General features: G+C 68.6%; 19 protein-coding genes. 16 read left to right on the top strand and 3 right to left on the bottom strand.

The window, feature by feature from the left end:
* Window position 1 precedes the first annotated feature (1 nt).
* The 4 genes from RW112_RS16625 (at window position 2) to RW112_RS16610 (ending at window position 5294) form a co-directional block, all read left to right on the top strand.
* Complete coding sequence (locus RW112_RS16625; protein ID WP_317782824.1) at window positions 2-2233, top strand: molybdopterin oxidoreductase family protein; 2232 nt, start codon at window positions 2-4, stop codon at window positions 2231-2233.
* Window positions 2230-3828 carry an FAD-dependent oxidoreductase gene (locus tag RW112_RS16620; protein WP_317782823.1) on the top strand — a complete coding sequence of 533 codons (1599 nt, stop codon included), beginning with the start codon at window positions 2230-2232 and terminating at the stop codon, window positions 3826-3828. Before RW112_RS16625 ends, RW112_RS16620 begins: the two co-directional genes overlap by 4 nt.
* Before the next feature lie 335 nt (window positions 3829-4163).
* Window positions 4164-4547 carry a hypothetical protein gene (locus tag RW112_RS16615; protein ID WP_317782822.1) on the top strand — a complete coding sequence of 128 codons (384 nt, stop codon included), beginning with the start codon at window positions 4164-4166 and terminating at the stop codon, window positions 4545-4547.
* 105 nt (window positions 4548-4652) lie between these two features.
* Complete coding sequence (locus RW112_RS16610; RefSeq protein ID WP_317782821.1) at window positions 4653-5294, top strand: hypothetical protein; 642 nt, start codon at window positions 4653-4655, stop codon at window positions 5292-5294.
* A gap of 20 nt (window positions 5295-5314) precedes the next feature.
* Here RW112_RS16610 and RW112_RS16605 read toward each other — a convergent pair whose 3' ends face one another.
* A complete protein-coding gene (locus tag RW112_RS16605) occupies window positions 5315-6730 on the bottom strand; it encodes an NAD(P)H-quinone dehydrogenase (RefSeq protein ID WP_317782820.1) in 1416 nt (471 codons plus the stop codon).
* Between the two features lie 94 nt (window positions 6731-6824).
* Between RW112_RS16605 and RW112_RS16600 the strand changes: the two genes are divergently transcribed.
* Window positions 6825-7643, top strand: a complete 819-nt coding sequence (locus RW112_RS16600) for a purine-nucleoside phosphorylase (protein WP_305940251.1) — start codon at window positions 6825-6827, stop codon at window positions 7641-7643.
* A 58-nt stretch (window positions 7644-7701) separates the two neighbouring features.
* On the opposite strand, the gene RW112_RS16595 is transcribed toward RW112_RS16600, so the two are convergent.
* A complete protein-coding gene (locus RW112_RS16595) occupies window positions 7702-8187 on the bottom strand; it encodes an Rrf2 family transcriptional regulator (protein WP_317782819.1) in 486 nt (161 codons plus the stop codon).
* Between the two features lie 97 nt (window positions 8188-8284).
* Between RW112_RS16595 and RW112_RS16590 the strand changes: the two genes are divergently transcribed.
* Entirely contained in the window at window positions 8285-10024 is a 1740-nt protein-coding gene (locus RW112_RS16590) for a phospho-sugar mutase (protein ID WP_317782818.1), read from the top strand.
* Window positions 10025-10049: 25 nt separating this feature from the next.
* On the opposite strand, the gene nirD is transcribed toward RW112_RS16590, so the two are convergent.
* Window positions 10050-10415, bottom strand: coding sequence for a nitrite reductase small subunit NirD (gene nirD / locus RW112_RS16585; protein WP_317782817.1), 366 nt, complete (start codon window positions 10413-10415; stop codon window positions 10050-10052).
* 293 nt (window positions 10416-10708) lie between these two features.
* On the opposite strand from nirD, the gene nirB reads away from it, so the two are divergent.
* The 10 genes from nirB (at window position 10709) to RW112_RS16535 (ending at window position 24799) form a co-directional block, all read left to right on the top strand.
* A complete protein-coding gene (gene nirB, locus RW112_RS16580; protein ID WP_317782816.1) occupies window positions 10709-13348 on the top strand; it encodes a nitrite reductase large subunit NirB in 2640 nt (879 codons plus the stop codon).
* Window positions 13349-13350: 2 nt separating this feature from the next.
* Window positions 13351-14385, top strand: coding sequence for a uroporphyrinogen-III C-methyltransferase (gene cobA / locus RW112_RS16575; protein ID WP_317782815.1), 1035 nt, complete (start codon window positions 13351-13353; stop codon window positions 14383-14385).
* Window positions 14386-14404: 19 nt separating this feature from the next.
* Window positions 14405-15553 carry a uroporphyrinogen-III synthase gene (locus tag RW112_RS16570; RefSeq protein ID WP_411709932.1) on the top strand — a complete coding sequence of 383 codons (1149 nt, stop codon included), beginning with the start codon at window positions 14405-14407 and terminating at the stop codon, window positions 15551-15553.
* A gap of 178 nt (window positions 15554-15731) precedes the next feature.
* Window positions 15732-18425 (top strand): GMC family oxidoreductase, encoded by a 2694-nt coding sequence (locus RW112_RS16565; RefSeq protein ID WP_317782813.1) that lies wholly within the window; start codon window positions 15732-15734, stop codon window positions 18423-18425.
* Window positions 18426-18453: 28 nt separating this feature from the next.
* Complete coding sequence (locus RW112_RS16560) at window positions 18454-20418, top strand: hypothetical protein (protein WP_317782812.1); 1965 nt, start codon at window positions 18454-18456, stop codon at window positions 20416-20418.
* Window positions 20415-21479, top strand: a complete 1065-nt coding sequence (locus RW112_RS16555; RefSeq protein ID WP_317782811.1) for an alpha/beta fold hydrolase — start codon at window positions 20415-20417, stop codon at window positions 21477-21479. The genes RW112_RS16560 and RW112_RS16555 overlap by 4 nt, the downstream gene beginning before the upstream one ends.
* Window positions 21476-22462 carry an acetoacetate decarboxylase family protein gene (locus tag RW112_RS16550; RefSeq protein WP_317782810.1) on the top strand — a complete coding sequence of 329 codons (987 nt, stop codon included), beginning with the start codon at window positions 21476-21478 and terminating at the stop codon, window positions 22460-22462. Before RW112_RS16555 ends, RW112_RS16550 begins: the two co-directional genes overlap by 4 nt.
* Window positions 22459-22941 carry a hypothetical protein gene (locus RW112_RS16545; protein ID WP_317782809.1) on the top strand — a complete coding sequence of 161 codons (483 nt, stop codon included), beginning with the start codon at window positions 22459-22461 and terminating at the stop codon, window positions 22939-22941. The genes RW112_RS16550 and RW112_RS16545 overlap by 4 nt, the downstream gene beginning before the upstream one ends.
* Window positions 22938-23426, top strand: a complete 489-nt coding sequence (locus tag RW112_RS16540; protein ID WP_317782808.1) for a hypothetical protein — start codon at window positions 22938-22940, stop codon at window positions 23424-23426. Before RW112_RS16545 ends, RW112_RS16540 begins: the two co-directional genes overlap by 4 nt.
* Window positions 23423-24799 (top strand): patatin-like phospholipase family protein, encoded by a 1377-nt coding sequence (locus RW112_RS16535; protein WP_317782807.1) that lies wholly within the window; start codon window positions 23423-23425, stop codon window positions 24797-24799. Before RW112_RS16540 ends, RW112_RS16535 begins: the two co-directional genes overlap by 4 nt.
* Window positions 24800-24855 lie beyond the last annotated feature (56 nt).

Raw genomic sequence — 24855 nt, 5'->3', positions numbered from 1 at the left:
CATGACCACAAGCGCCGACACGCACTGCCCTTACTGCGCCCTGCAGTGCGCCATGACGCTGAAGTCCCCAGCGGCTCTGACCCCGGCTGTCCAGCCGGGGTCAGACCCCGTGCCGGCTCCCCCGGCTCCGAACGTGACCGCCGCGGCTGCGCCGGTCCTGGAAGTCTCCGGACGGGACTTCCCCACCAACCGCGGCGGACTCTGCCGCAAGGGCTGGACGTCCGCGTCGCTGCTGAACCACCCCGGACGCGTCACCGAGCCCATGCTCAAAGGCTCCGACGGCGTCCACCGCCCTGTCAGCTGGGATGACGCCCTGAAGCTCATCACCGCAGCCGTGAAGGACACCCGCGCCCGTTACGGCGCGGACGCCGTCGGCGTATTCGGCGGCGGCGGCCTGACGAACGAGAAGGCCTACATGCTGGGCAAGTTCGCCCGCCTGGCCCTGGGCACCTCCCGGATCGACTACAACGGCCGGTTCTGCATGTCCTCCGCAGCCGCCGCCGGCATGCGGGCCTTCGGCGTCGACCGCGGCCTGCCGTTCCCGCTGGAAGACCTCGACGGCGCCAGCACCATCCTGATGCTCGGCTCCAACGTGGCCGAGACGATGCCGCCCTTCGTGCAGCACCTCCAGGGAGCCCGCGACGCCGGCGGCCTGATTGTGGTGGACCCCCGCCGTTCCGCCACGGCTGCGTTCACGTCCGACGGCGGCGGCCTCCACCTCCAGCCCCTGCCGGGCACCGACCTCACCCTCCTCCTGGGCCTCTCCCACGTGGTGATCCACGAAGGCCTGGCGGACACCGGCTTCATCCAGGCGCGCACCAGCGGCTTCGAAGCCCTGGTCCGCAGCGTCAACGCGTTCTGGCCCGAGCGCGTCCAGTCCCTGACCGGAGTGCCGGCGGACCTGATCCGCGAGACGGCCCGCAGGCTTGCCCACGGCGCCACCCGGGGCGGAAGCTACATCCTGACCGGCCGCGGCGTGGAGCAGCACGTGGACGGAACGGACACCGCCACCGCTGCCATCAACCTCAGCCTGCTGCTGGGCCTGCCTGGTTCCGCCCGCAGCGGCTACGGCACCCTCACCGGACAGGGCAACGGCCAGGGCGGCCGGGAGCACGGCCAGAAAGCCGATCAGCTCCCCGGCTACCGCAAGATCACGGACCCCGCCGCCCGCGCGCATGTGGCCAAGGTATGGGGCGTGCCGGAAACGCTGATACCCGGCCCCGGCCTCCCCGCGGTCCAGCTCCTGAAGTCGCTGGGACAGCCCGGCGGCGTCCACTGCCTCTTCGTGCACGCCTCCAACATCGCCGTGGCCTCCCCCGATGCCAACGCTGTCATTGCGGGCCTGCGCAGCCTGGACTTCCTGGTGGTCTGCGACTTCTTCGTCTCCGAGACCGCGGCCGAAGCCGACCTGATCCTGCCGGTGCTCCAGTGGGCTGAGGAGGAAGGGACCCTGACCAACCTCGAGGGTCGCGTCCTGCGCCGCCGCCGTGCCCTGCAGCCGCCGGCCGGCGCCCGCAGTGAGCTCTGGATCATGGCCCGGATCGCCGAAGCGCTCGACGCCCCGTCCACGTACAGCGAGGATCCCGAGACGGTCTTCGAGGAACTGCGCCTGGCCTCTGCCGGCGGCCTCGCCGACTACTCGGGCATCGACTACGCCATGCTGGACCGCGGCGAGGCCGCCTACTGGCCCTACCCCGCCGGCAGCACAGGCACCCCGCGGCTGTTCCTGGACGGCTTTTCCCACGCCGACGGCAAGGCGGTCATGACCCCGGTGGCGCCCCGCCGCCGTCGTACGCCCGTTGCAAACCCCGGCAGGGATAGCGCAGCCGCGGAAGCGAAGCCGATGACGCTCATCACCGGCCGCCTCCTGGAGCACTACCAGTCCGGGTCGCAGACCCGCCGGGTGTCCGAGCTGCTGGAGTCCCAGCCGGAGGCAAAAATGCAGATCCACCCTGCGGCCGCGGCATCAATGGGCATCACGGACGGCTCGTTCGTGTCCGTGGCCAACGAGCGCGGCGAGGTGCTCTGCCGGGCCGAACTCAGCACGGCGATCCGGCCAGAGACGGTCTTCCTGCCGTTCCACTTCCCGGAGCTCGAGAGCGCCAACCGCCTGACGGAGGCCGCCACCGATCCCATCTCCGGGATGCCCGAGTTCAAATTCAATAAAGTGTGGGTCCGGGCGGCCGCAAACGGACTTCAGCACAGCGTTCTTCAGACATCGGAGGCCTCATGAGTGAGCAGATTGTAATTGTTGGCTTTGGTCCGGTTGCCGCACGGCTGATCGACGAGCTGCTGCCCGCAGTGCGCAGCGGGCTCGCCCGCCTGACAGTGATCGGCGAGGAAACGGAGGCCGCATACAACCGCGTGCTGGTGGCCGACCTCGGCGTCGGCCGCACGACTGCCGGGGCCCTGGCACTCTCCGACGCCGCCGCGCTGATCGCCGACGGCGTGGATGTCCGGCTCGGGGTCCGCGTCCGCCGGGTGGACCGCGCCCGCCAGCAGGTGATCCTCACCGACGGCAGCACCCCGCACTACGACCGGCTGGTGTTCGCCACGGGTTCGCGCCCGGTGATCCCCAACCTCACCGGCCTCAACCCGGACCCCGCCCATCCGGTGCTGCCCGCCGGCGTTACCGCGCTGCGCGACCTGCGCGACGCCGAGGTGCTCCGCCAGGCGGTTGCCGGCGGCAAGCGCGTGGTGGTGCTGGGCGGCGGCGTCCTGGGACTCGAGACGGCCCTGGCCGCCGCCGAGGAGGGCGCTACGGTGACGGTGGTCCACAACGGTCCGCACCCGCTGGGCCGGAACATCGACCGCGGCGGCGGAGCCGTGCTGGCTGCCAGCCTGCGGAACTGCGGCGTGCGGATGGCCGGCAATGCGCGCTCCACCGGACTCGAACACAACGCTCCCGACGGCGGCTTCTCCGCCTTGCTGCTGGATGACGGTTCAGCGATCGACGGCGACCTGCTGGTCCTGTCCTGCGGTGTCCGTCCGCGCGTGGAGCTGGCCGAAGGCTGCGGCCTCTCCACGGCCACGGGCATCCTGGTGGACCACAAGCTGCGGGCACACCACGAGCCCCACATTTTCGGGATCGGCGACTGTGCCGAGGTCCGCTGCCCGGATCCGTCCTGCAGCGAGTGCCGCACCGCCCCCGGCCCGTCCGGCCTGGTGGGCCCGGGCTGGCGCCAGGCGGAGTGGCTCGCCGAGTACCTGACTCTGCTGGCGGAGGGGTCCGCGAACGGGTCCGGTGAAGGCAGCGAGGCCGGTTCGGCTGCCGTTGCCAATTCGCTGCCGGAGCTGCCGATGGAAAAGCCGGGCGTCATTGTCCTCAAGGCCCGCGGCCTGAACATGGCCGTGGCCGGTGACAACGCCGCCGAGCCGTGGGACGACGAGGTCCTGACGGCCGGTGCCGTGAATGGCCGCCCGCGCCTGCAGATTGCGCAGTGGTCGGACCCGGAACACGGCCGCTACGTCAAGATGACCACGCGCGGCGGAGTCCTGGAAGGCCTCGTGGCCGTGGGAATGCAGCGCACCGCAGCGGAACTGGTGTCCCTGTTTGAGCGCGGCGACGAGCTTCCGGCGGACCGGTCGCTGCTGCTGCGACTGGACGGGCCGGACCAGCTGGCTGCCGCGGGCAACAGTGACCCGGCACGCACCGTGTGCCGCTGCGCCGGAGTCAGCGGAACCAAAATCCAGGACGCCGTAGTTGACGGCTGCTCCACAGTGGCCGAGGTTTCCGGCGCCACCCGCGCCGGTACCGGCTGCGGCGGCTGCCACTCCGACATCAAGGACATCATCGAAAAACACTTCCAGGCGGCAGCAGCCGCCTGACGTGACGTGAAGCAGCAGGACCCCCGCCGGGGCCCCTGCCACTCCTGCATCCCGGCCTGCTAGCCTGAACCAACATCGACGACGGGGGTGCCGTGAATCAGGCTGTCACGCGGGTTCTGGCTGCTGTCTTGACGCTGGTGGCCTCGGGTTGCGCCGCCCCTGGAGCGGGATCGGCGGAGCCCGGCACCGAGCCAGTTGTCCAGCAGGCTACGGCCACCGTTTCCACGTCGTCTTCCACGTCATCGGAAGCATCCGGCCCTCCGTCAGATTCCCCGGCGGGCCCTCCTTCCTCGGGGCAGCCGGTGCCGGACTTCTGCGCGGCCGGAGCGGTGTATTTGGCACGCTTCCCGGGGCTGCCACTCTATGAACCCGAGGGCGAACGCCCGGAGTCCCCGGACTCGGGCGGCTGCGCCTATTCTGAGTCCGGGGACGAATCTGTTCCCTTTGCGGTGCTGACCGCCACCGATTTATCTGTTGCCAGTGAGATGCAGGCGTTGCTGGCGGCCAGCTGCAACTACAGTGGGCTGGCCCCCGGAGTGACTACGGTCGAGACCCTTGCCCGCGAACGGCGGTGGTCCGCGTGGACCGCCACGAAGCAAGCTGGTGTCCACGAAGCCCAGGTCTGCACCGGCAGCCATATTTACAACGCCACACTCGGCAATATTCCTGGCACCGTGCCGGAGGACGCCCTCAAAACCATTCTGGCCGTCATCCGCTAGAGGCGCAGGGCGCCCGGTTTTCCAGGGACCTTGGACCCCTTGCCCTGAAAGCGGGGCAAGGGGTGTCATGGAAGCTAGAGTCCGTGAGTCCGAGGGAGGCCTGCCATGTTCGCAGTCACGATCTTCCTTGCCGCGGCCGCACTCATCGTGGTTGCTGCCGTGATGGGCATCGTCTCCCTGCGGAAGCTGGACCGCTCCACCCGGGCAAAGGCACTGACTTGGACGGCAACGGCCATCATGGCAGCCTTCACGGTCCTTGCCGGCCTGTTCATCAGCGGCTACGCCCTGGCTGATCCCGGGGGCAGCGAGGGAATCGCACTGGTTACATCCTGGACTGTGCCGCTGGCCGCCTTGGCGGCACTCGCCTGGCTGCGTCCGTCGTGGGCCCTCCCCGCGCTGACGGCACTGACGGCACTGCTGGTGGTGGCGGGCATCTGGTTCGCCGTGGATTCGGCGTCGTGGCGCACCTTCGAGAACGCCAACGGCCCGGTCCGCGCCGTGGCGGTCCTGGTCGTAGCCTTCCCGGCAGCCGTCCTGGGCCTCAAACGGACGGCCGTTGCGGGCTGGCTGCTGCTGGCCCTGGGACTCGGGCCCATAGGGTTTTCGGCCCTCGGTAGCCTCGCAGGAGTGGTCTCGCTCTCCGCCATGAGCGTGATCCCGTTGATCACCGGGCTGTTGTACCTCGGAGCAGCCCGGATGACCCGCACCACCGTGTCAACGGACCACCTCCGGGCCGCGCCAGCCTGACGGTGCCCGCCCGCCTGACGTTACATATGCACGTGCAGGCGCCGCGCCGCTTCCGAGATGGAACCGCTCAGTGACGGGTACACCGTAAAGGTGCTGGCGACGTCGTCGACGTGCAGTTTCTGGGTGACCGCGATGGAAATCGCGAAGATCAGCTCGGACGCGTTCGGGCCGACCACCACGCCGCCGATCACGGTGCCGGAGCCCTTGCGCGCGAAAATCTTGATGAACCCGTCCCGGTGGTTGCGCATCTTGGCGCGGGCGTTGCTGCGCAGCGACAGCTTGACCACGTCGCCCTGGTACTTGCCGGAATCGATCTCCGCCTCGGACACACCCACCGACGCGATTTCGGGTGACGTGAAGATATTGGAGGCCACCTGGTGCAGCTTCAGCGGCGTCACGCTGTCGCCCATGAAGTGGGCTACGGCGATGCGGCCCTGCATCGCGGCTACGGACGCGAGAGCCAGGACGCCGGTGCAGTCGCCGGCGGCGTAGATGTTCGGCGCAGTGGTGCGGGAGACACCGTCCACCTTGATGTGGCCGCTCTCGCTGAGCGCCACCCCGGCTTCCTCCAGTCCAATCCCCGCCGTGTTGGGGATGGAACCCACGCACACCAGGCAGTGGCTGCCGGTGACCTTGGAGCCGTCACCCAGGGTGACCACCACGCCGTCGTCCGTCCGCTCCACCGTTTCCGCACGGGAACGGGACAGCACCGTCACGCCGCGGCGCTCAAAGACGCCTTCCAGGACCTCCGCAGCATCGGTGTCCGAGCCCGGCAGCACGCGGTCACGGCTGGAAATCAGGGTGACCTTGGAGCCCAGGCCGTTGTACGCGGAGGCAAATTCCGCACCGGTGACGCCGGAGCCCACCACAATGAGTTCCTCGGGGAGCTCGTCCATGTTGTAGATCTGCGCCCAGTTCAGGATCCGGTCGCCGTCAGGCCGCGCTGTGGGAAGTTCACGCGGGTGGGCGCCCACTGCGAGCAGGATGGTGTCTGCTTCCACTGTCTCGGTGCCGTCCGCGGTGAGGACCTCGATGGTGCGGCTGTCCAGCAGTTTGCCGGACCCGATCAGGATGCGCACGCCCTGGTGTTCGAGGCCCGTCCGGATGTCCTCGGACTGTTTCCGCGCGAGGGTGAGCAGCCGGTCGTTGATGTGCTTCAGGTCCGCCCTCATCACCGGGGCGAAATCGCCGCCGTCGACGTCGAACTTCACTCCCAGCTCCCCCGCCTCACCGACGCGGGTCATCAGGTCCGCCGTCGCGATCAGGGTTTTGGAAGGTACGACGTCGGTGAGCACCGCGGAGCCGCCCAGGCCGGCCCGCTCGATGATGGTGACTTGCGCCCCCAGTGAGGCGGCCACCATGGCGGCTTCATAGCCGCCGGGCCCTCCGCCGAGTATTGCGATGCGAGGTGAGCTGAAATCCGGATGCGTAGTCACAAAGATCCATTCTCTACCCATCCGCCGCCGCACACCAATAAAGGGAGCTGCGCCACAGCTGTGCACCGCACCGCGGGCACGATAGCTTGTACCCGTGAGTAATACAGAATTCCTGAACACGGACCCTTTTGATGCCGCCCGGGCGGCCGCGGACTACATCGCCGAGGAGACGGGCGTGGACAGTCACGACGTCGCCCTGGTGCTGGGCTCAGGCTGGGGCGACGCCGCAGACCTGATCGGCGAGACCACGGCCACGCTCTCCGCGGACGAGGTCCCCGGCTTCTCCGCGCCGGCGGTGGAAGGCCATGTTGGCACCATCCGCTCCGTCCTGACCAGGGAAGGCAAGCGGGCCCTGGTGCTCGGCGCCCGGACGCACTACTACGAAGGCAAGGGCGTCCGCGCCGTAGTGCACGGCGTCCGGACGGCCGCGGCGGCCGGCTGCAAGGTCCTGGTAGTGACCAACGGCTGCGGCGGGCTCAACGAGGCCTGGGCTCCGGGCACGCCCGTGCTTATCAAAGATCACATAAACCTCACCGCCACCTCACCTCTGGAAGGCGCAACCTTCGTTGACCTGACAGATTTGTACTCCTCACGGATCCGGGGGCTGGCCCGCGAAGTCGATCCCTCCCTCGACGAAGGCGTGTACGCGCAGTTCACCGGCCCGCACTATGAAACCCCGGCGGAAGTGCAGTACGCCAAGCGGATCGGTGCTGACCTGGTGGGCATGTCCACAGCTCTCGAAGCCATCGCCGCCCGCCACGCGGGCATGGAGGTCTTCGGCATCTCGCTGGTGACCAACCTCGCCGCCGGAATCAGCCCGGTGCCGCTGAGCCACCAGGAAGTCCTGGAAGCCGGGCAGGCGGCCGGTCCGCGCATCTCCAAGCTGCTGGCGGAAATCATCGCCAAGCTCTGACGGCACCCCGGCTGCCGCGGCGCCCGCCGGGTATCTACCCCTGGTACCTGGCGGGCATCTAGTACCTGGCGGGCATCAGCCGGCGGAGGATGTCCTTCCGGGAGCCGGGAAACTTACGCTCCACCGAGGCGGCAATGCCGGCGATGGTCTGCCGGGACAACGTCTGCCGCCAGGCCAGCTCGGCCTGCCGCATGGTCTGCGACACCAGGCAGCTGCGCAGGTAGTCTTCACCGGGGTCCGCTCCCGGCGCGTTGGCAAGAATGGATTCGCAGCGAAAAGCGGGTTCCGGACCTTCAATGGCCAGCACCACGTCCAGCACCGTGATTTTTTCCGCGGGCCGCGCCAGCTGGAAGCCGCCGCGGGGTCCTGAGACCGACGTCAGAACTCCCGCGCGGACCAGCGCCTGCAGCTGCTTGTTCAGGTAGGCGGCGGGCAACTGGTAGAGCTCGGCCAGCCGGGCGCTGTTAACGGCCTCCCCCGCGGGCGCCCAGGACATGTTGACGCAGCAGTGCAGCGACCATTCCACCCCCTGGCCCATCTTCATTTTTCAGACATTACGTGTCCGGAAAATTTACTGTCAAGCGGCCCGCCTGTGCTTGTCGGGCAAGGAATCCTGGGCGTTAGGCGATAGCTTTGTTCCTATGACGTCTTCCGATGCCGAATTTCCGCAGCTGCTGAGCGATGCCCGCGACTGGGCCGCCCAGGATCCGGATCCCGCCACTGCCGCCGCTTTGACAGAACTCATCCAGCTCTCCGGCGACGGGGTTCGCGCCGCCCGCCAGCAGCTTGAGGACAGCTTCAGCGGCACGCTGCAGTTCGGCACCGCAGGCCTCCGTGCCGAGCTTGGCCCCGGGCCCAACCGGATGAACCGCGTCGTTGTCCGGCGGGCGGCCGCAGGTTTCGCCGCGTTCCTGACTGCCGCTGTGGCGGAAGCCGCGCCGGGCACCCGGCCGCGCGCCGTCGTCGGCTATGACGCCCGGTACAACTCTGACATCTTCGCGAAGGAGACCGCCGCCGTGTTCACGGCCGCGGGAATCGAAACTTTCCTCATGCCGCAGGCGCTCCCGACGCCGCTGCTTGCCTACGCTGTCAGGGCACTGGATTGCGACGGCGGTGTGATGGTGACTGCCAGCCACAACCCTCCGCAGGACAACGGCTACAAGGTGTACCTCGGCAGGCATGCCGTGGAGGAGAGCGGGCGCGGAGCGCAGATCGTGGCGCCCTACGACGCCCGGATCGCCGCGGAAATCGACCGCGTGGGCGGGCTGGACTCGATCACCCTCGCCCCCGCCGGCTGGACCGTGCTGGAGCCCTCGATCACAGCCGGTTACCAGGCCGCGGTGGCGGCCCTGGCACTGCCCGCACAGTTCCCGGCCCGCGACCTGAAGATCGTCCTGACCCCCATGCACGGAGTGGGCGGCGACACAGCCGTTGCCGTCCTCAAGGCGGCAGGGTTCGAAGACGTCACTCTGGTGTCCGAACAGGCGCGGCCGGACCCGGACTTCCCCACGGTGAACTTCCCCAACCCGGAGGAACCCGGAGCGCTGGATCTTGCGCTGGAAACTGCGTCCCGCGTGGATGCCGACATTGTGCTGGCCAACGACCCCGACGCCGACCGTGCTGCCGTTGCCGCCAAGGATCCGGACACGGGCTCGTGGCGCATGCTGCGGGGCGACGAAGTGGGGGCCTTGCTGGGTGCGCATATCGTGGCCCGGCTCGCCGGCGCCGAAAGCGCGGCGCACGGGGTCTTCGCGAATTCGATTGTTTCCTCGCGCCTCCTGGCGCGGATCGCCGCTGCTGCAGGTTACGCCCATGAGGAAACGCTGACGGGATTCAAGTGGATTTCCCGGGTTCCGGGCCTGCTCTACGGCTACGAGGAAGCGCTGGGATACTGTGTGGCCCCGGAGCTGGTCCGTGACAAGGACGGCATCTCCGCCGCGGTGCTCATCGCGGAACTCGCGGCCGCGGCCAAGGCTGACGGCAAGACGATTTTCGATACCCTCGACGAGCTGTACCTGGTGCACGGACTGCATGCCAGCGACCAGCTCAGCATCCGCGTCGCGGACCTGGGCCTGCTGGACGCCATGATGAACCGGCTCCGGGTCAGCCAGCCGGAGTCATTCGGCGGTTCCGCCGTCGAAACATTCAGGGACCTGGCCGAAGGCAGCGAAACCCTGCCGCCCACCGACGGCCTGCTCTACGTCACCAAGGACCTCAGCCGGGTGATCATCCGTCCCAGCGGCACCGAGCCGAAACTCAAGTGCTACCTCGAAGTCATCCGAAGCGTGGGTTCAGCCGCAGAGCTGCCCGAGGCGCGGCAGGCGGCCCGGGCAGCTCTCGACGGCGTCCTGGGGGATGTACGGGAGGCCCTGGGGCTGTAGCCGCGGCCGGCCAAAGCTCAACGGCCTAGAGCTCAACTTCCACGTAGCCGTCAACCACCCGGGTGCGGAACGTGGGCAGGCGGAGATCGGCAGTGCCAAAGCACTCACCGGTTTCGAGGTCATAGACCTCCTTGTGCAGCGGCGACGCAATGGTCTGGCGCGTTCCGCGTGAACCGACAATGCCGCGGGCCATCACATGGGCGCCCGTGGCGGGATCTTCCTGCGCGACGGCGAACACCTGGGCGGCCGCAGTACGGAACAACGCCACCTGGCGGCCGCCGATCAATGCAGCCTCGCCCCATGCCAGTTCCAGTTCCTCCACGGCGCAGACGCGGTTCCAGCCCGTCGCAAATCCGGTGGTCTGGTCTTCAAGTTCAAGTATTGCGGTCATTTCCGGCCCCTCTCGCATTGCCTGCAGCCCGGCGCTCCATGGAACGGCTGCCGGGCCCGGACCGCCGACGCGGCCACATCTCCAAGCTAGGGCTCCGGTGTTTCGACGGCGTGCAGTCAATGTGTCCGGCACGTAAAAGGCAACTCACCTGCCCGGAAATCCATTCGTGATGCAGAAGTTAAGTTCACGAAACATAAGGGAAACTGAAGCGAAACTGCCCGTACCTAGTCTGGATGGACACCTCGATTGAGATGGTCGCAGATCACCGCTGCGCCCCATGCGAAAGGCCCACAGTGACCGAACAGACTTCAAGCACCGAGACTCCGCGCCGCATCGTCGTCGCCGGCGGCGGCCCCGCGGCCCACCGTTTTGCGGACGCAATGCATGCCCGTGGCCTCGAAGGCTGGCATGTCACGGTCCTCACTGAGGAAGCACACCTCCCCTACGACCGGGTGGCCCTCAGCAAGGCGCTCACGGACAGCGAGGTGGACCTCACCCTCGGCAGCGCCTCCATGTGGGACCACGACGCCCTGGCCCTGAAGACCGGCGAACGCGTCATCAAGATCAACCACGCTGCCAAGTCCGTGGAGACGGCGGCCGGCAACACCTATGAATTCGACGAACTTGTGGTGGCCACCGGTTCGGACGCCGCCCGCCTGCCGATCCCCGGCGCCGAGCACGTGCACGTCTACCGCACGCTCGAGGACGTCTGGGCCATTAACAAGGCCATTGCCGAGCTCACCGAGAAGCTCGGCCGCAAGATCAACGCCGTGACCATCGGCGGCGGCCTCCTCGGCCTGGAATCGGCAGCCGGCACCGAGCAGCTCGGCGCGACGCCCGTCGTCATCAACGGCGCCCCCTGGCTCATGAACACCCAGCTCGACGAAGGCGCCGGCCAGGCGCTCGGCCGCCTGATCGAAGCCAAGGGTTTCACCGTCCACGGCGGAGTGTTCCCCTCCGAGGTGCTGTCCGAAGACGGACAGGTCACCGGCGTGCTCATGGCCGACGGCCGCATCATCCCCGCAGACATCGTGATCGTTGCCATCGGCGTCAAGCCCCGCGATGAGCTCTTCCGCGCTGCCGAAGGCGAGGAACAGCTGTTCGACCTCGGTCCCCGCGGCGGCGTCGTCATCACCGACGGCTGCGAAACCCAGATCCCCGGTATCTGGGCCATCGGCGAGGTAGCCAACTTCGGCGGCATGTGCCTGGGCCTCGTGGCCCCCGCCAACACCATGGCCGAGATCGTGGCGGACCGCCTCCACGGCGGAGAAGCCACCTTCCCGGGCTTCGACACCGCCACCAAGCTCAAGCTGTCCGGTGTGGATGTCGCCAGCTTCGGTGACGCGTTCGCCAAGACCGAGCACGCCCTTGAAATCGTCTATGCGGACCCCGCGCGCGGCGTTTACCAGAAGATCGTCACCACCGACGACGCCAAGACCCTCCTGGGCGGCATCTTCGTGGGCGACGCATCACCGTACATGAGCCTGCGCCCGCTCCTGGGCCGCGAACTTCCCGCCGAGCCCGGCGCGTTCCTCAGCGCCGCCGGCGGCGGCGACGCCCCGGAGACCGAACTGCCGGACGACGCCATCCTGTGTTCCTGCAACAACGTGACGGCCGGAACGATCCGCGACACCGTCAACGGCTGCGGTGCCTGCGACGGCAACGCTCCCGTCCAGGAACTCGGCGAGCTGAAGGGCTGCACCCGCGCCGGAACCAGCTGCGGTTCCTGCGTGCCCATGCTCAAGAAACTGCTGGAAAGCGAACTGACCAAGTCCGGCGTCGAGGTTTCCAAGGCCCTGTGCGAGCACATCGAGCTCTCCCGGCAGGAACTGTTCGACGCCATCCGGGTCCTTGAGCTGACCTCGTTCGAAGAGATCATGGCCAAGTACGGCACCGGCGCCGGCTGCGACATCTGCAAGCCGACCATCGCCAACATCCTGGCCAGCCAGAACAGCGCCTACGTGCTGGACGCCGGCCGCGGAACGCTGCAGGACACGAACGACCGCGCCCTCGCCAACATGCAGAAGGACGGCACCTACTCGGTGGTCCCCCGCATCGCCGGCGGTGAAATCACCCCGAAGAAGCTCGGCGTCATTGCCGCCGTGGCCGAGAAGTACAACCTGTACACCAAGATCACCGGCGGCCAGCGCATCGATATGTTCGGCGCCCGGCTGGAAGAACTCCCGGAAATCTGGAAGGAACTGGTGGACGCCGGCTTCGAATCCGGCCAGGCCTACGGCAAGAGCCTTCGCACGGTGAAGTCCTGCGTCGGGTCCACCTGGTGCCGTTTCGGCGTGCAGGACTCGGTGGCCATGGCCATCCAGCTCGAGCTACGCTACCGCGGCCTGCGCAGCCCGCACAAGCTCAAGATGGGCGTCTCCGGCTGTGCCCGCGAATGCGCCGAAGCCCGCGGCAAGGACGTCGGCGTGATCGCCACGGCCGACGGCTGGAACCTGTACGTCGGCGGCAACGGCGGTGCCACCCCGGCGCACGCCCAGCTGCTGGCCAAGGACCTGGACGACGAGACGCTGATCAAGTACATCGACCGCTACTTCATGTACTACATCCGCACCGCGGACCGCCTGCAGCGCACGGCGCGCTGGCAGGAAGAGCTCGACGGCGGCATCAAGCACGTGGAGGACGTGGTGGTCAAGGACACCCTGGGCATCGCCGAGGACCTCGAGGCCGCCATGGCCAAGCACGTGGACACCTACCAGGACGAATGGGCCGACACCCTCAAGGACCCCGAGCGCCTCCGCCGGTTCCGTTCCTTCGTCAACGCCCCCGACCAGAAGGACGACTCCATCACGTTCGTCTCCGACGAGCGCGGCCAGATGCGTCCCGCCACGGCGGAAGAGAAAGGCAAGGTCCTGATCGGGGCCACCATCCCGATGCGTCCCTCCACTCCGGAACTCGACAAGAACGAGGTATAGGCATGCAGCTCAGCATTGATCTCACGGGCCGTGAAGTTCTGGTTACCGGTTCCGACCACGCCGCACGGCAGGCGGTCCGCCGCTACCAGGCCGCCGGCGCCGTCGTCTCCCGCCTCAGCACCCCGCAGGGCGCGAGCCACGACGGGCCGCTGCCCGAGCGCCCCTTCCTCGTGGCTGCCGTCGACGACGGCCAGCCCGGCTGGGACGCACTGCTGAACCGCTGCCGCCAGACGGGCATCCCGGTCGCGGTGGAACCGGCTGCGGGAGCAGTGGGCCACGTAACGCTGGTGGGCGGCGGCCCCGGCGTCGGCGAACTGCTGACGGTTGCCGCCGTCAAGGCGCTGCGCGATGCCGACGTCGTCTTCTACGACCGGCTCGCCCCTTACCAGGAGCTGCCGTCCCTGACCTCGGCCGAGCTGGTGGACGTGGGCAAGCAGCCCGGCCACCACAAGGTCAGCCAGGGCGACATCGAAAAGCTCATGGTGCAGAGCGCCCTGGCCGGAAACAACGTGGTCCGCCTCAAGGGCGGGGATCCCTACGTGTTCGGCCGCGGCGGCGAAGAAGTTGCCGCCTGCGTGGCCGCCGGCGTCCCCGTCAAGGTTGTTTCCGGCGTCACCAGCGCCATCTCCGTTCCGGCCGCAGCCGGCATCCCGGTGACGCACCGCGAAGTCAGCCACATGTTCACCGTGGTGTCCGGCCACGCCCCGCTGACCGAGAAGGAACTGACGCACCTTGCCGGGCTGGGCGGGACCATCGTGGTCCTCATGGGCATCGGGACGCTCCACCAGCTGGCCGCCGGCCTCCGCCGGGCGGGCATGCCTGCAGACATGCCGATGGCCGTCGTCGAACGCGGCTACCGCCCCGGCCAGCGCACCACCATCGCCCAGCTGGGTACGATTGTGACTGCGGCCGCCGATTGCACTAACCCGGCAGTGCTGGTCATCGGCGAGGTGGTGCGGGTGGCTGAAGCCAACCGCGGGCACGCCGAGGCGGCGGCTGACCTCGACCGCCTCGCAGCGTCACTGATGGAATCGTGAAAGTAAAACCATGAGCGCCTTGAACTCAATTGCCCCCGCCTCCGGCCCGCAGGACTCCCCTGCCGCCGACGCCCCCGATGCACCCCTGGAGGGTTTCCGGATCGGCGTGACGTCGCACCGGCGTTCCCAGGACCTGATCGAGGCCCTGGAGCGGCGCGGCGCGGAGGTGCTGCACGCGCCTGCCCTCAAGATCGCACCGGTGCAGGAGGACATGCGGCTCATCGACGACACCCGGGCCATCATCGCCGCCAGGCCCGATCTCTGCATCGCCACCACCGCCTACGGCATGCGCCGCTGGTGCGAGGCTGCCGACGCGTCCGGAATCGGCGACGAACTGCTGGAGACCCTTGCGGCGTGCAGGATGTTTGTCCGCGGGCCCAAAGCCCGTGGTGCCGTCCGCGCCGCCGGACTTGCCGACGTCGGAATCAGCAGCGACGAAACCACGGCCACCCTGGTGGACATGCTGCTGAAGGAAGGCGTCCGCGGCAAGACCGTGGCCGTCCAGCTGCACGGCTACACGGACGTCCGCCAGCTTGAGCGGCTGAGGATGTCAGGCGCCATCGTACTCACTGTGACGCCGTACCGCTGGGTCAAGCCCGACGGCGAGGACAAACTGCCACGGCTGATCGAGGCCGCCTGCAGCGGCAACCTGGACGTCCTGACGTTCACCAGTGCGCCCGCCGTCGACGCCATGTGGAGCACAGCGCACGAAATGGGCCTCTACAAGCAGCTGGTCGACGCCCTGAAGACTACCGTCACCACCGCCGTGGTGGGTCCCATCACGGCCCAGCCGCTGCTCGACGCGGGCCTGTCACCGCTCATTCCGGAGCGTTTCCGGATGGGTGCCCTGATCCGGCTGGTCTGCGAGCACCTGGCCCTGAACCATGTGCGGCGCCTGGACACCCGGTCCGGCAACGTGGAGCTCCGCGGACGGTCGCTCCGGATCGACGGCGAAGCGGTGGAAATGGCGCCCGCGCCGCTCCTCCTGCTCCGGGCCCTGCTGGGTGCCGAGGGCGCGGTCCTATCCCGGGAATCGCTGTCCGAACTGCTCGAACTGCGCGGCTCCGTGCATGCGCTGGATATGACCGTCAGCCGCCTGCGCTCGTCCCTTCCGGACGGCCGGATGGTGGAAACCGTGGTCAAGCGCGGTTACCGGATCCGGGTCTAGCACTCCCCTTTTGGGTTCCTGCACCGGGCTTTCCTCCCCCGGGTCCGTGGACAGACCCCGTCCGCAGTGGGAACATGTCGCTATGGTTTGCGTCTGACCGCCCCGTGGCCGCTTCGCACCGCCGAGGTGCGCCGGCCGCAGGATGGTGGGACGGGTCTGCTCTTCCAAGGGGAATTGCGTGGAACCGGTGGTGCAAGGCGATGATGAACCCGCGGAGTCGGTGGACGCCGTGGTGGTGGGTTCCGGCTTCGGCGGATCGGTAGCGTCCTACCGTTTGGCGGCCGGCGGACAGTCCGTGGTCCTCATGGAACGGGGACGGGCCTACCCGCCGGGAAGTTTCGCCAGGACACCGTCGGAGATGGGCCGGAACTTCTGGGATCCGGACAAAGGCCTCTACGGCCTCTTTGATGCCTGGACCTTCCGCGGCCTGGAAGGAATCGTCTCCAGCGGACTGGGCGGCGGATCCCTCATCTACGCGAACGTGCTGCTGCGCAAGGACGAGAAGTGGTTCGTCCAGGAATCTCCCGTTCCCGGAGGCGGCTACGAAAGCTGGCCGTTCAGCAGGCAGGACCTCGAGCCGTATTACGAAGCCGCCGAGGCCATGCTCCGTCCGGTGCCCTACCCCTACCAGGACACGCCCAAGACCCTGGCCATGGAAACCGCCGCACGGGCCCTCGGGCTCAGCATCACACGGCCGCCCATCGCCGTCACGTTCTCAGCCTCGCCGGGTGCAGCTCCCGCCCGGAACCAGGTGCTGCCACCCGGGCCTTACGGCAGCGTCCACGGCGAAGGGACGGTGCGCACCACCTGCACCCTGTCCGGGGAATGCGACATCGGCTGCAACACCGGTGCCAAGAACACCCTGGACCACAACTACCTGTCCGCGGCCAAGGCTGCCGGGGCGGACATCCGGACCCACCATGACGTCCGCGGCATCCGTCCCCTTCCGGCCGGCGGCTATGAGGTCCGCTACGTCGTCCACGATCCGGCCGACGCCGCGCCCGGACTCCTGCGCGAACAGGTGATCCACTGCCGCCGGCTCCTCCTCGCCGCCGGGACCTTCGGCACCACGTTCCTGCTGCTGCGCAACCGCGCGTCGCTGCCCGCGCTGAGCCCGGCACTGGGCAGCCGGTTCAGCGGAAACGGCGACCTGCTGGGCTTCGTCCTGGACGCCAAGGACCCCGACGGCGTGACGCGCACGCTCTCGGGCAGCAACGGTCCGGTGATCACCACGGCCATCCGTACCCCCGACTCCACGGACGGCGGCGACGGCCGCGGCTACTACATCGAGGATGCCGGCTACCCCTCGTTCATGAACTGGCTGCTGGAGACCGGGCAGTTCCGGCAAGTGGCCAGGCGCGCCGGCAAAGTGATGGTGCAGCTCCTCAAGGACAGGCTCTTCCACGCCCAGCGCTCCAACATCTCGGCGGATCTTGCCGCAGCCCTCGGGGACGGCCGCCTCTCGGCGTCGTCAGTTCCCCTGCTCGGCATGGGCCGGGACATCCCGGACGGGGTGATGACCCTCCAGGGCGGCCGGCTGGCCATCAACTGGACCCTCGCCACGTCCGCCGCGTACTTCGGCCGGATGCAGGACACAATGCAGGCGATAGCGAAGGAACTGGGCGGCAGCTTCAAGCAGAACCCGCTCTGGTGGAGCAAGCGGGTCATCACCGTGCATCCGCTGGGCGGCGCCCCGGCCGGGCGGAACAGCAGCGAGGGAGTGTGTGATTCCTACGGTGAGGTGTTTGGCTACCCCGGCCTGCATGTGGTGGACGGTGCCGCGATGCCCGGGCCGGTGGGAGCCAACCCCGCCCTGACCATTGCCGCATTTGCCGAACGCGCCTGCCACCGGATCCTGGCCGGAACCGACGACGGCGGGCGGCTCCGCGGGCAGCGGGGCGGACTGGGCACCCCCGGTGTCCCGCCGGGAAAGTTCGACGGCGGGGCGCCCGACGGCGGGATTCCCGGCTACCAGCCGGGCCCGCTTCGTGCCCTGGTGCCGGACGCCACCAAAGGGGCAAAAGCACCCCGGGAAGAGAGCACCATCGCCGTTCGGACCGGCGGCCGCCCGCGTGGGCTGCCGGCCGCCGTCGTACTTCCCGAAAGCGAGGCCCTGCAGGAAGCAGAAATCGAGGAGGAGGCCGAACTGGCCGAAACGGGGCCCACCTCCGTCAGCTTCACCGAGCAGATGCACGGGTGGTTCAGCGCGGGCGTGCACGACCCCGGGAAGGGGCGCAGCCTGGGCCGCGACCGCAGCCGCCGGATGATGTTCGAACTGACCATCACCGCGCCTGACATTGACGCGTTCGTCCGGGATCCGCTCCATCCGGCGACAGCGGAAGGCTACGTCCTGGCCGACCAGTTCGGCGGCCGCCTGCCGGTGGAGCGGGGGTGGTTCAATCTCTTTGTCAGGGAAGCGCCTGACGGTGCCGGGCGGAAAATGCTCTACCGGCTCTGGCTGCGGGATCCCGGCGGCACCCCGCTGACTTTCGTGGGCCACAAGGACGTCCGGAATGACGCGGGCTTCGACGTCTGGGGTGACACCACCACGCTGTACGTCACCGTCCTGCGCGGGCATGTCCCGCCCCCGGGTACGGCCGCTGCCACTCCCACCGCCACGGCAGCGAGTTTTCGTCCAGATACGGGGACTTCCGCGCCCCGGAACCCCCTTGATGTGGACAAAAACTCCGAAGCGGTGGCGGGGGCCGGGATCCTGTACATCCGGCCGTGGGACTTCGCCCGGCAGTTGACCACGTTCCGCGCAATCGGACCGGCCCCTGCGAGCGCCCTGGCGGCATTCGGCGGGGTGTTCCTGGGCGAACTGTGGCAGGTGTACGGGCGCCGGCTCCACGCCCGGCCCGCCCGGCGATGAAAAGCGACGGCCATGGAAGGCGACGGGGATGAAGCGGGCTGAGCTGGCGCGGCACAGCAACGGACTTGGCTTCACTCCGCGGGATGCTGTGCGCTGGCTCGCCCCGGCCCAGCTGGGCAGGACCGCCGTGCGGGTAGTCCTTGCGTCCGTCTTCGCCGACTTCGGCGACAAACGCGAGCTGGAGGGCGGCTTTCCCGGCTACGAACTCGATCTGGAGCGGCTGCCCGTAGCGGGCCAGCCCGCGCAGCCGGTGGTCCGTGACCTCGGCCTGCCCGGTGCGGGGGCTCGCGCCGCCGGGGGTGACACAGCCGGGGCTGAGGCAGCGGGGACTGAAACGGCTTCCGTGGCCGACGACCTGTGGCTGGATTTCACGGCCGACCTGGGCGACGGATTTGATGCCACCTACACGGTGGCGTCGTTACTGGCCGAAGAGTCGCTGCGGGTTGACGGACATGATCTCCGCCGCGGCAAGGTCCTGGTGCTGGGCGGCGACGAGGTGTACCCGGTGGCCGCACCCGCCGCGTACGAGGACCGCATGGTGGGTCCGTACCGGACGGCGCTTCCCGGCGGCCGCTCCCCCGGCGGCGCCGCCGTGCTGCTGGCCCTTCCCGGCAATCACGACTGGTATGACGGCCTGACGTCCTTCATCCGGCTGTTCACGCGGCAGCGGAACATTGGCGGCTGGCGGACCATCCAGACACGGAGCTACTTCGCCCTCCGGCTGACGGGGGGCGACGACTCCCCGGGATGGTGGCTGGTGGGGCTGGACAGCCAGCTGGGGCAGTACATCGACGAACCGCAGCTGGATTATTTCTACAACACGGTGACCACCCGGCTGCTTCCGGGCGACGCCGTCATCCTGTGCGTTGCAGCCCCCTACTGGGTCCGCGAAACGGAAGACGAGAACGCGTTCCGGCAGGTGCATTTCTTCGAGCAGGATTACCTTCGGCGGCGCTTCAACCACCAAGCGGGCACGTTCGAGGAAACGGGCGCCTCGGTACGGCTGTGGCTCACCGGGGACCTGCACCACTACTCGCGCTACGAGGAAACGGAGCGGGGCGGACCGGCTGAAGAAAGTCTCCCGACCGCCGCCGGAGCCGACCCGCGCCGGACCCAGCTCATCACCTGCGGCCTGGGTGGCGCGTTCCTGGCAGAAGCCCGGTGGCTGCCTGCCGGCGTGACACTCCCGGGGAGCAGTCCCCGGGCCGGCCGCCGCTTCGCCCTGGCGCCGGGAACGTTCCCGGGCGTGGCAGAGTCCCGGCAGTTCCGCGGACGCCTGGCCAATCCGCTGACGCCGTTCTGGCTCCCGTTGCGGAACCCGGGCTTCGGCTCGGCGCTCGGCGTGGCGCACATGGCGGCCGCCCTGACGCTCTGGACGGTTTTCAGCGCTTTCCGCGGCCTCTCCTTCGTGGACAGCCTGCTTAGCCTGAAGGCAGGCAATACCGGGTTGCTCGCGCTGACAATCTTCGTGGTCCCCCTGCTCCTGCTGTTGCTGCTGGTCACGCTCGGCACCGCACTCGGCCTCGCCCGGGAGCCGCGGGAAAACGGCGCCGGGTTTACCGTTGCCCGCGGCGCGCTCTGGCAGCTCTCAGCGCTCGGGGCGGGGATCGCCGTCGTCCTCCTCCTCCCGTGGCCGGCGGCCTGGCCGCCTTTCCTCACCCTTGCACTGGTGCTCGCCGTCATCTTCGCCACCGGGTACGCGGCCGGAAGCGAAGCGTTTGCGTTCTTCATCCTGAGGACTTCGAGCGGAGAAGTGGCCTCCTGGGCCATGTCCGGCCAGGCCGTTGAGGACCACAAGGGTTTCCTCCGGATCCGGATCACCCCGGAGGGCGACCTGACGGTGTATCCGGTGGCAGTGGACCGCATCTGCCGGGACTGGAACCTGCAGGACAACGGCGACGGCGGCCTCCGCCCGGTGCCGGCCGACGGACTGCCGCCGCTCCGGCTCTTCGAACCACCCGTCACCGTCGCCAGGGAGGGATTTCCGCCATGAGCAGCCCCCGCACCATCACCCGGGCGGACCACGTCACGGAGGTGATCCCTTTTGCCGCCGGGGACGGAACGCCGCTGACCCTGCTGCACGTCACCACGGCCGGGACGTCCGGTGCCGGAACACCGAAGAAGGGGCCGGTGCTGCTGGTCCACGGGGCCGGGGTCCGGGCCGAACTCTTCCGGCCGCCCCTGCCGCGGACCCTGGTGGATGCCCTGCTGGAGGACGGCTGGGACGTGTGGCTCCTGAACTGGCGGGCCTCCATCGACTTTGAACCCCTGTCCTGGACGCTGGGTGACGCCGCCGTGTACGACCACCCCGCCGCCGTCGACTACGTCCTCAAGGCGACCGGCGCCGAAACCCTGAAGGCCGTGATCCACTGCCAGGGGTCGGTGTCCTTCACCATGGCGGCCGTTGCCGGGCTGCTTCCCCGGGTGGACACCGTGGTCTCCAACGCCGTGTCGCTGCATCCGGTGATCCCGCTGTGGTCGGTCATCAAGATCACCTACCTGGCCGAAATTCTCAAGCCGTTCACTCCCTACCTGTCCCCGGCATGGGGCTACAAATCCAACGGGTACCTCTCCCGGATCCTGAGGTCCATGGTCAAGGCCACCCACCATGAATGCGACAACCTGGTGTGCCGGCTGGTCAGCTTCACCTACGGCAGCGGCCGGCCGGCCCTCTGGTCGCACGAGAACCTCGATGAGGCCACCCACAACTGGATCAGCGGGGAGTTTGCCGAGGTCCCCTTCACGTTCCTGTCCGAGATGGGCCATAGTGTGCTGGCCCGGCGCATCATAGCCGCGGGAAACCACCCGGAACTGCCCGCGAACTTCCTGGCCGGGGCCCCGCAGACCGACGCCCGCTTCTCCTTCCTGGCCGGGCGCAACAACCGCTGCTTCCTGCCCGAAAGCCAGGAGCGGACCTTTGCCTTCTTCCAGGGCCACCGCCCCGGCAAGGATTCCCTGCATCTGCTGCCCGGATACGGGCACCTGGACGTCTTCTTTGGGGCCCGCGCCTGGGCGGACACCTATCCCATCATCCTCAAGGAGCTGAACAGATGAACAAACTCATCGGGCTGGCCGCGTCCCTGCTGCGGCTGGTGCCCTCGCCCGTGCCGCACCGCCAGGAGCGACTGCGTGGACACCACGCCACAGTGGACGGCATCAAATACTCCATGCCCGTCAATTCCGACGATTCACCCGTGCTGATGGCGGCCTTCCCCATCAACAAGCGGGCGGCGGCCGCGATCCTGCCCGGCACGGAGCTCCGGCCCTTCAGCCTCGGCGGCAAGGGGCTGCTGGTGGTCACGGTGGTGAACTACAAGTCTACGGATATCGGCAAATACATTGAATACTCGCTGGCGATCGCCGTCACGCACGGCTCCCGGCCCGCGCCGCCCCTCCTGCCGCTGCTCTTCCAGAAAACGTTCGGGCTGGGGCAGTACGTCGTGGACCTGCCCGTGAGCACCGAGGTCTCGGTCAAGGGCGGCAAAGGCATCTGGGGCATGCCCAAGCACCAGGCCAGCCTGGACTTCGTGGTCACCGGCTCCACCGTCTCCGCGCAGTACGACGACGGGGGCAGGCTGGGATGCTTCATCGAGATTGAGCGGCCCGCGCCGATGGGGATCCCGCTCAAGCTGGCCGCCTCCAACTACTGCGCCTTCCGCGGGATGCTGTGGAAGTCCGACATCTACTTCGAGGCCACCGGAGACATTGCCCTGGGAGGCGACGCCAAGGCCCGGCTGGTGCTGGGCGACGCACCCGGGGTAGCCGCCCTCAAAACCCTCCAGCCGGCGGCCAAACCGGTGTTCACTGCCTACCTGCCCGAAGCCCACGGCGTGCTGGACGACCACTACGAGGCCTGGTTCCTGACAGCCCCGACCGCCGAGGAGGCCGCGCGGATCCCCGGCGGCGACCCGCTCGAATCAGTGGCGGGGCTGGGCCAGGGCCAGGAATGGCTGCCGGCGCCGGACCGCAGCACCACGGCCCGAGCCGGCACGGGCACAGGAGGCGCCGGGGGCACCGGCACCGGAGACACGCCGTGAACTGGCTCCTACTGCTGAACGCGCTGTATTTCCTGTTCGGCGCCACGATGTACGTGGGCACCATGTGGGTCCTGAAATTCTTTCTCTACCCCACGTGGGAGTCCCTGGACCGCGGCAACGTGGACATGCATTTCGGCATCCCCACCCGCCAGGCCACCAAGTTCTTTACCGTGGTGGTGCCACCCATGTTCATCTCCGGCATCGTCCTGGTGTGGACTGAATGGGGCACCTTCCGGCTCCTTCCCGCGGTGCTTTGCCTCCTCGGAATCATCGTCCTGACCGTGGTGGGCCAGGCCATGATCATCCCGGTCAACGTCCGGATCCGGGGCGGCGACTTCGCCGACGACGCCGAACTGCGGTCCCTGCTGCGGCGGTGGATGCTGCTCAACGACATCCGTTTCTACGTCTCCACGCTCACCTGGCTGGCCATCGTCTGGCTGCTGGTGGACCGGGGCCGGCTGTGGGAGGCGTGGACATGAGCGGGGCGGTCCGCCCGTCCGGGGCGGCTGTTCCCGGCGTCAGCGCCTGGATCGCGGCCGATCCGCTGCGCGCCGTCCTGGCCGCCATCGCCGTCGTCACCGGCTTTTCCGGAGCGGTGCAGATACCGTTCGGAGGCCCCGTCCTTGAGCTGCTGGGGGCGGACCCGACGACGGCGGCGCGCCAGCTGTTCGCCACTGTGGGGATGTTCATGGTGGTGGTGGGCGGACTCCTGCTCCACACGCTGCTGCGCCCGCAGCCGGCGGCGGAAGTGCTGTTGTGGTCCGGCGTGCAGAAAGCGGGAGCCTGCGCCGCTGTCGCGGTCGGGGTCCTCAACGGGGTCTTCGCACCCGTGGCGCTCGCGGTGGCCGCGTTTGACCTGGCGACGGCGGCACTCTGCCTCATCTATCTGCGCCGCCAGCTCCATACGCGCCAGGAGACCCCCGGGAACGCCGGCGGGGTGACCGGACCGGGGACAACGCAATGAAGCGCTCGCTGGTCCTGGCCGGCGGCGGCATGCGCGTGGCATGGCAGGCAGGCGTGGTGCGCGCACTGGCGGAAGAGGGGCTGCACTTCGACCACGTGGACGGGACGTCCGGCGGCATCCTGACCGCGGGAATGCTGCTGTCCGGGGTGTCGCCCGAGGACATGTGCCGGAACTGGTCCGGCGTCAGCGTCAAGGACTTCGGCTCGGCGCTGCCGCCGGGAGACTATGCAAAGGGCCCGTGGTCACTGCCCGCCCTCGGGGACGCCGATGGCCTGCTCGGCAAGGTTTTTCCTGCCCTCGGGATCGACGACGGCGAGATCCGGCGCCGTGCCGCCCTGCCGGGCGCCGTCGAAGGCACTTTCAACGTGGTGGAGTTCACGGGGAAGCTCTGCCACGCCATCGATGCCCGTGACGTGGATGCCGGACTGATGGCGGCGGGAATGTCGCTGCCCATCTTCCTCACTCCGCTGCGGCGTGACGGGAAGATCTGGACTGACGCGGTCTGGGTCCGGGACGCCAACGTGGCTGAAGCCCTCCGTCGCGGGGCGGACGAGGTGTGGCTGGTCTGGTGCATCGGCAACACCGGCTACTGGGGCGACGGCCCGCTGGAACAGTACGTCCATATGATCGAAATGAGCGCCATGGGTGCCCTCCTGGCCGACTTCGAGGCCGCGAAGGCTGCCGGCAGGGATTTCATCCTCCACGTTGTCAGGCCGGAAAATCCCCTGCCGCTGGATCCGGAGTTCTACCTGAACCGCATCGACGCGGACACCCTGATCGGCATGGGATACCGGGACGCCCGCCGCTACCTCAAGGACATGACCGCCGAAGGCCTGCCCAAGGACGCTTCCTGCACGGCGATGGTTGAACCGGCCGCCGGGATCCGTTTCACTGAGCGGTTTGCCGGCCAGGGAAACGGCGTGGCCGGCAGCGGGTCCGGCGGCCCGGACGTCCGTCTCACCGTCACGGTGCACCTCCCGCTCGACGGTTCGGCCGCGCCCGCGCGGCTCACCGGTTTCCTGGACTTCGCGCCCTTCGGCCCGAGGGTTTTCCTGGCCGGCGGACGGGTTGACGTCCGGGGCGACGCGGTGACCTACCGGGCATCCGTCCATGCAGGCGGGGCCTGGCATCGCTTGTCGCTGGCACGGATCTTCCACGACGACCCCGGGCCGGACGCCTGGGACGATACCCGGCGGGCCCGCCTCTCAGTCGGTTCGCTGCTGGACGTTCCGGTCACCATGGGGCTGGCGGACGCGGCGGCCCTGATCGCCTCGGTGGAGCCGGCGGGCGTCCACGGCCCCGGCGACAGGGCCGGCGTCGTCGCGCAAGTAGTGGCAGAGGGCCTGAGGGAGGCGTTTCGCCGGTACGGCTGAGCGGCACTTGTGAGGTGCGCCACAGCCGAAGAACACGTTTGTTGCCGGTTGGTAAA

Origin of the sequence: Arthrobacter sp. B10-11 (assembly GCF_033142195.1) — a bacterium.
Lineage (GTDB): Bacteria > Actinomycetota > Actinomycetes > Actinomycetales > Micrococcaceae > Arthrobacter > Arthrobacter oryzae_C.
Note: the sequence above shows the minus strand (reverse complement) of the source record. Positions and strands in the feature narration are given on the sequence as shown.

Coding starts and splice junctions, on each gene's coding strand:
- RW112_RS16625 (WP_317782824.1), top strand. CDS start 2: ATGACCACAAGCGCCGACACGCACTGCCCTTACTGCGCCCTGCAGTGC.
- RW112_RS16595 (WP_317782819.1), bottom strand. CDS start 8,187: ATGAAGATGGGCCAGGGGGTGGAATGGTCGCTGCACTGCTGCGTCAAC.
- RW112_RS16550 (WP_317782810.1), top strand. CDS start 21,476: ATGAACAAACTCATCGGGCTGGCCGCGTCCCTGCTGCGGCTGGTGCCC.
- cobA (WP_317782815.1), top strand. CDS start 13,351: ATGCAGCTCAGCATTGATCTCACGGGCCGTGAAGTTCTGGTTACCGGT.
- RW112_RS16590 (WP_317782818.1), top strand. CDS start 8,285: ATGACGTCTTCCGATGCCGAATTTCCGCAGCTGCTGAGCGATGCCCGC.
- RW112_RS16610 (WP_317782821.1), top strand. CDS start 4,653: ATGTTCGCAGTCACGATCTTCCTTGCCGCGGCCGCACTCATCGTGGTT.
- RW112_RS16535 (WP_317782807.1), top strand. CDS start 23,423: ATGAAGCGCTCGCTGGTCCTGGCCGGCGGCGGCATGCGCGTGGCATGG.
- RW112_RS16555 (WP_317782811.1), top strand. CDS start 20,415: ATGAGCAGCCCCCGCACCATCACCCGGGCGGACCACGTCACGGAGGTG.
- nirD (WP_317782817.1), bottom strand. CDS start 10,415: ATGACCGCAATACTTGAACTTGAAGACCAGACCACCGGATTTGCGACG.
- RW112_RS16540 (WP_317782808.1), top strand. CDS start 22,938: ATGAGCGGGGCGGTCCGCCCGTCCGGGGCGGCTGTTCCCGGCGTCAGC.
- RW112_RS16560 (WP_317782812.1), top strand. CDS start 18,454: ATGAAGCGGGCTGAGCTGGCGCGGCACAGCAACGGACTTGGCTTCACT.
- RW112_RS16620 (WP_317782823.1), top strand. CDS start 2,230: ATGAGTGAGCAGATTGTAATTGTTGGCTTTGGTCCGGTTGCCGCACGG.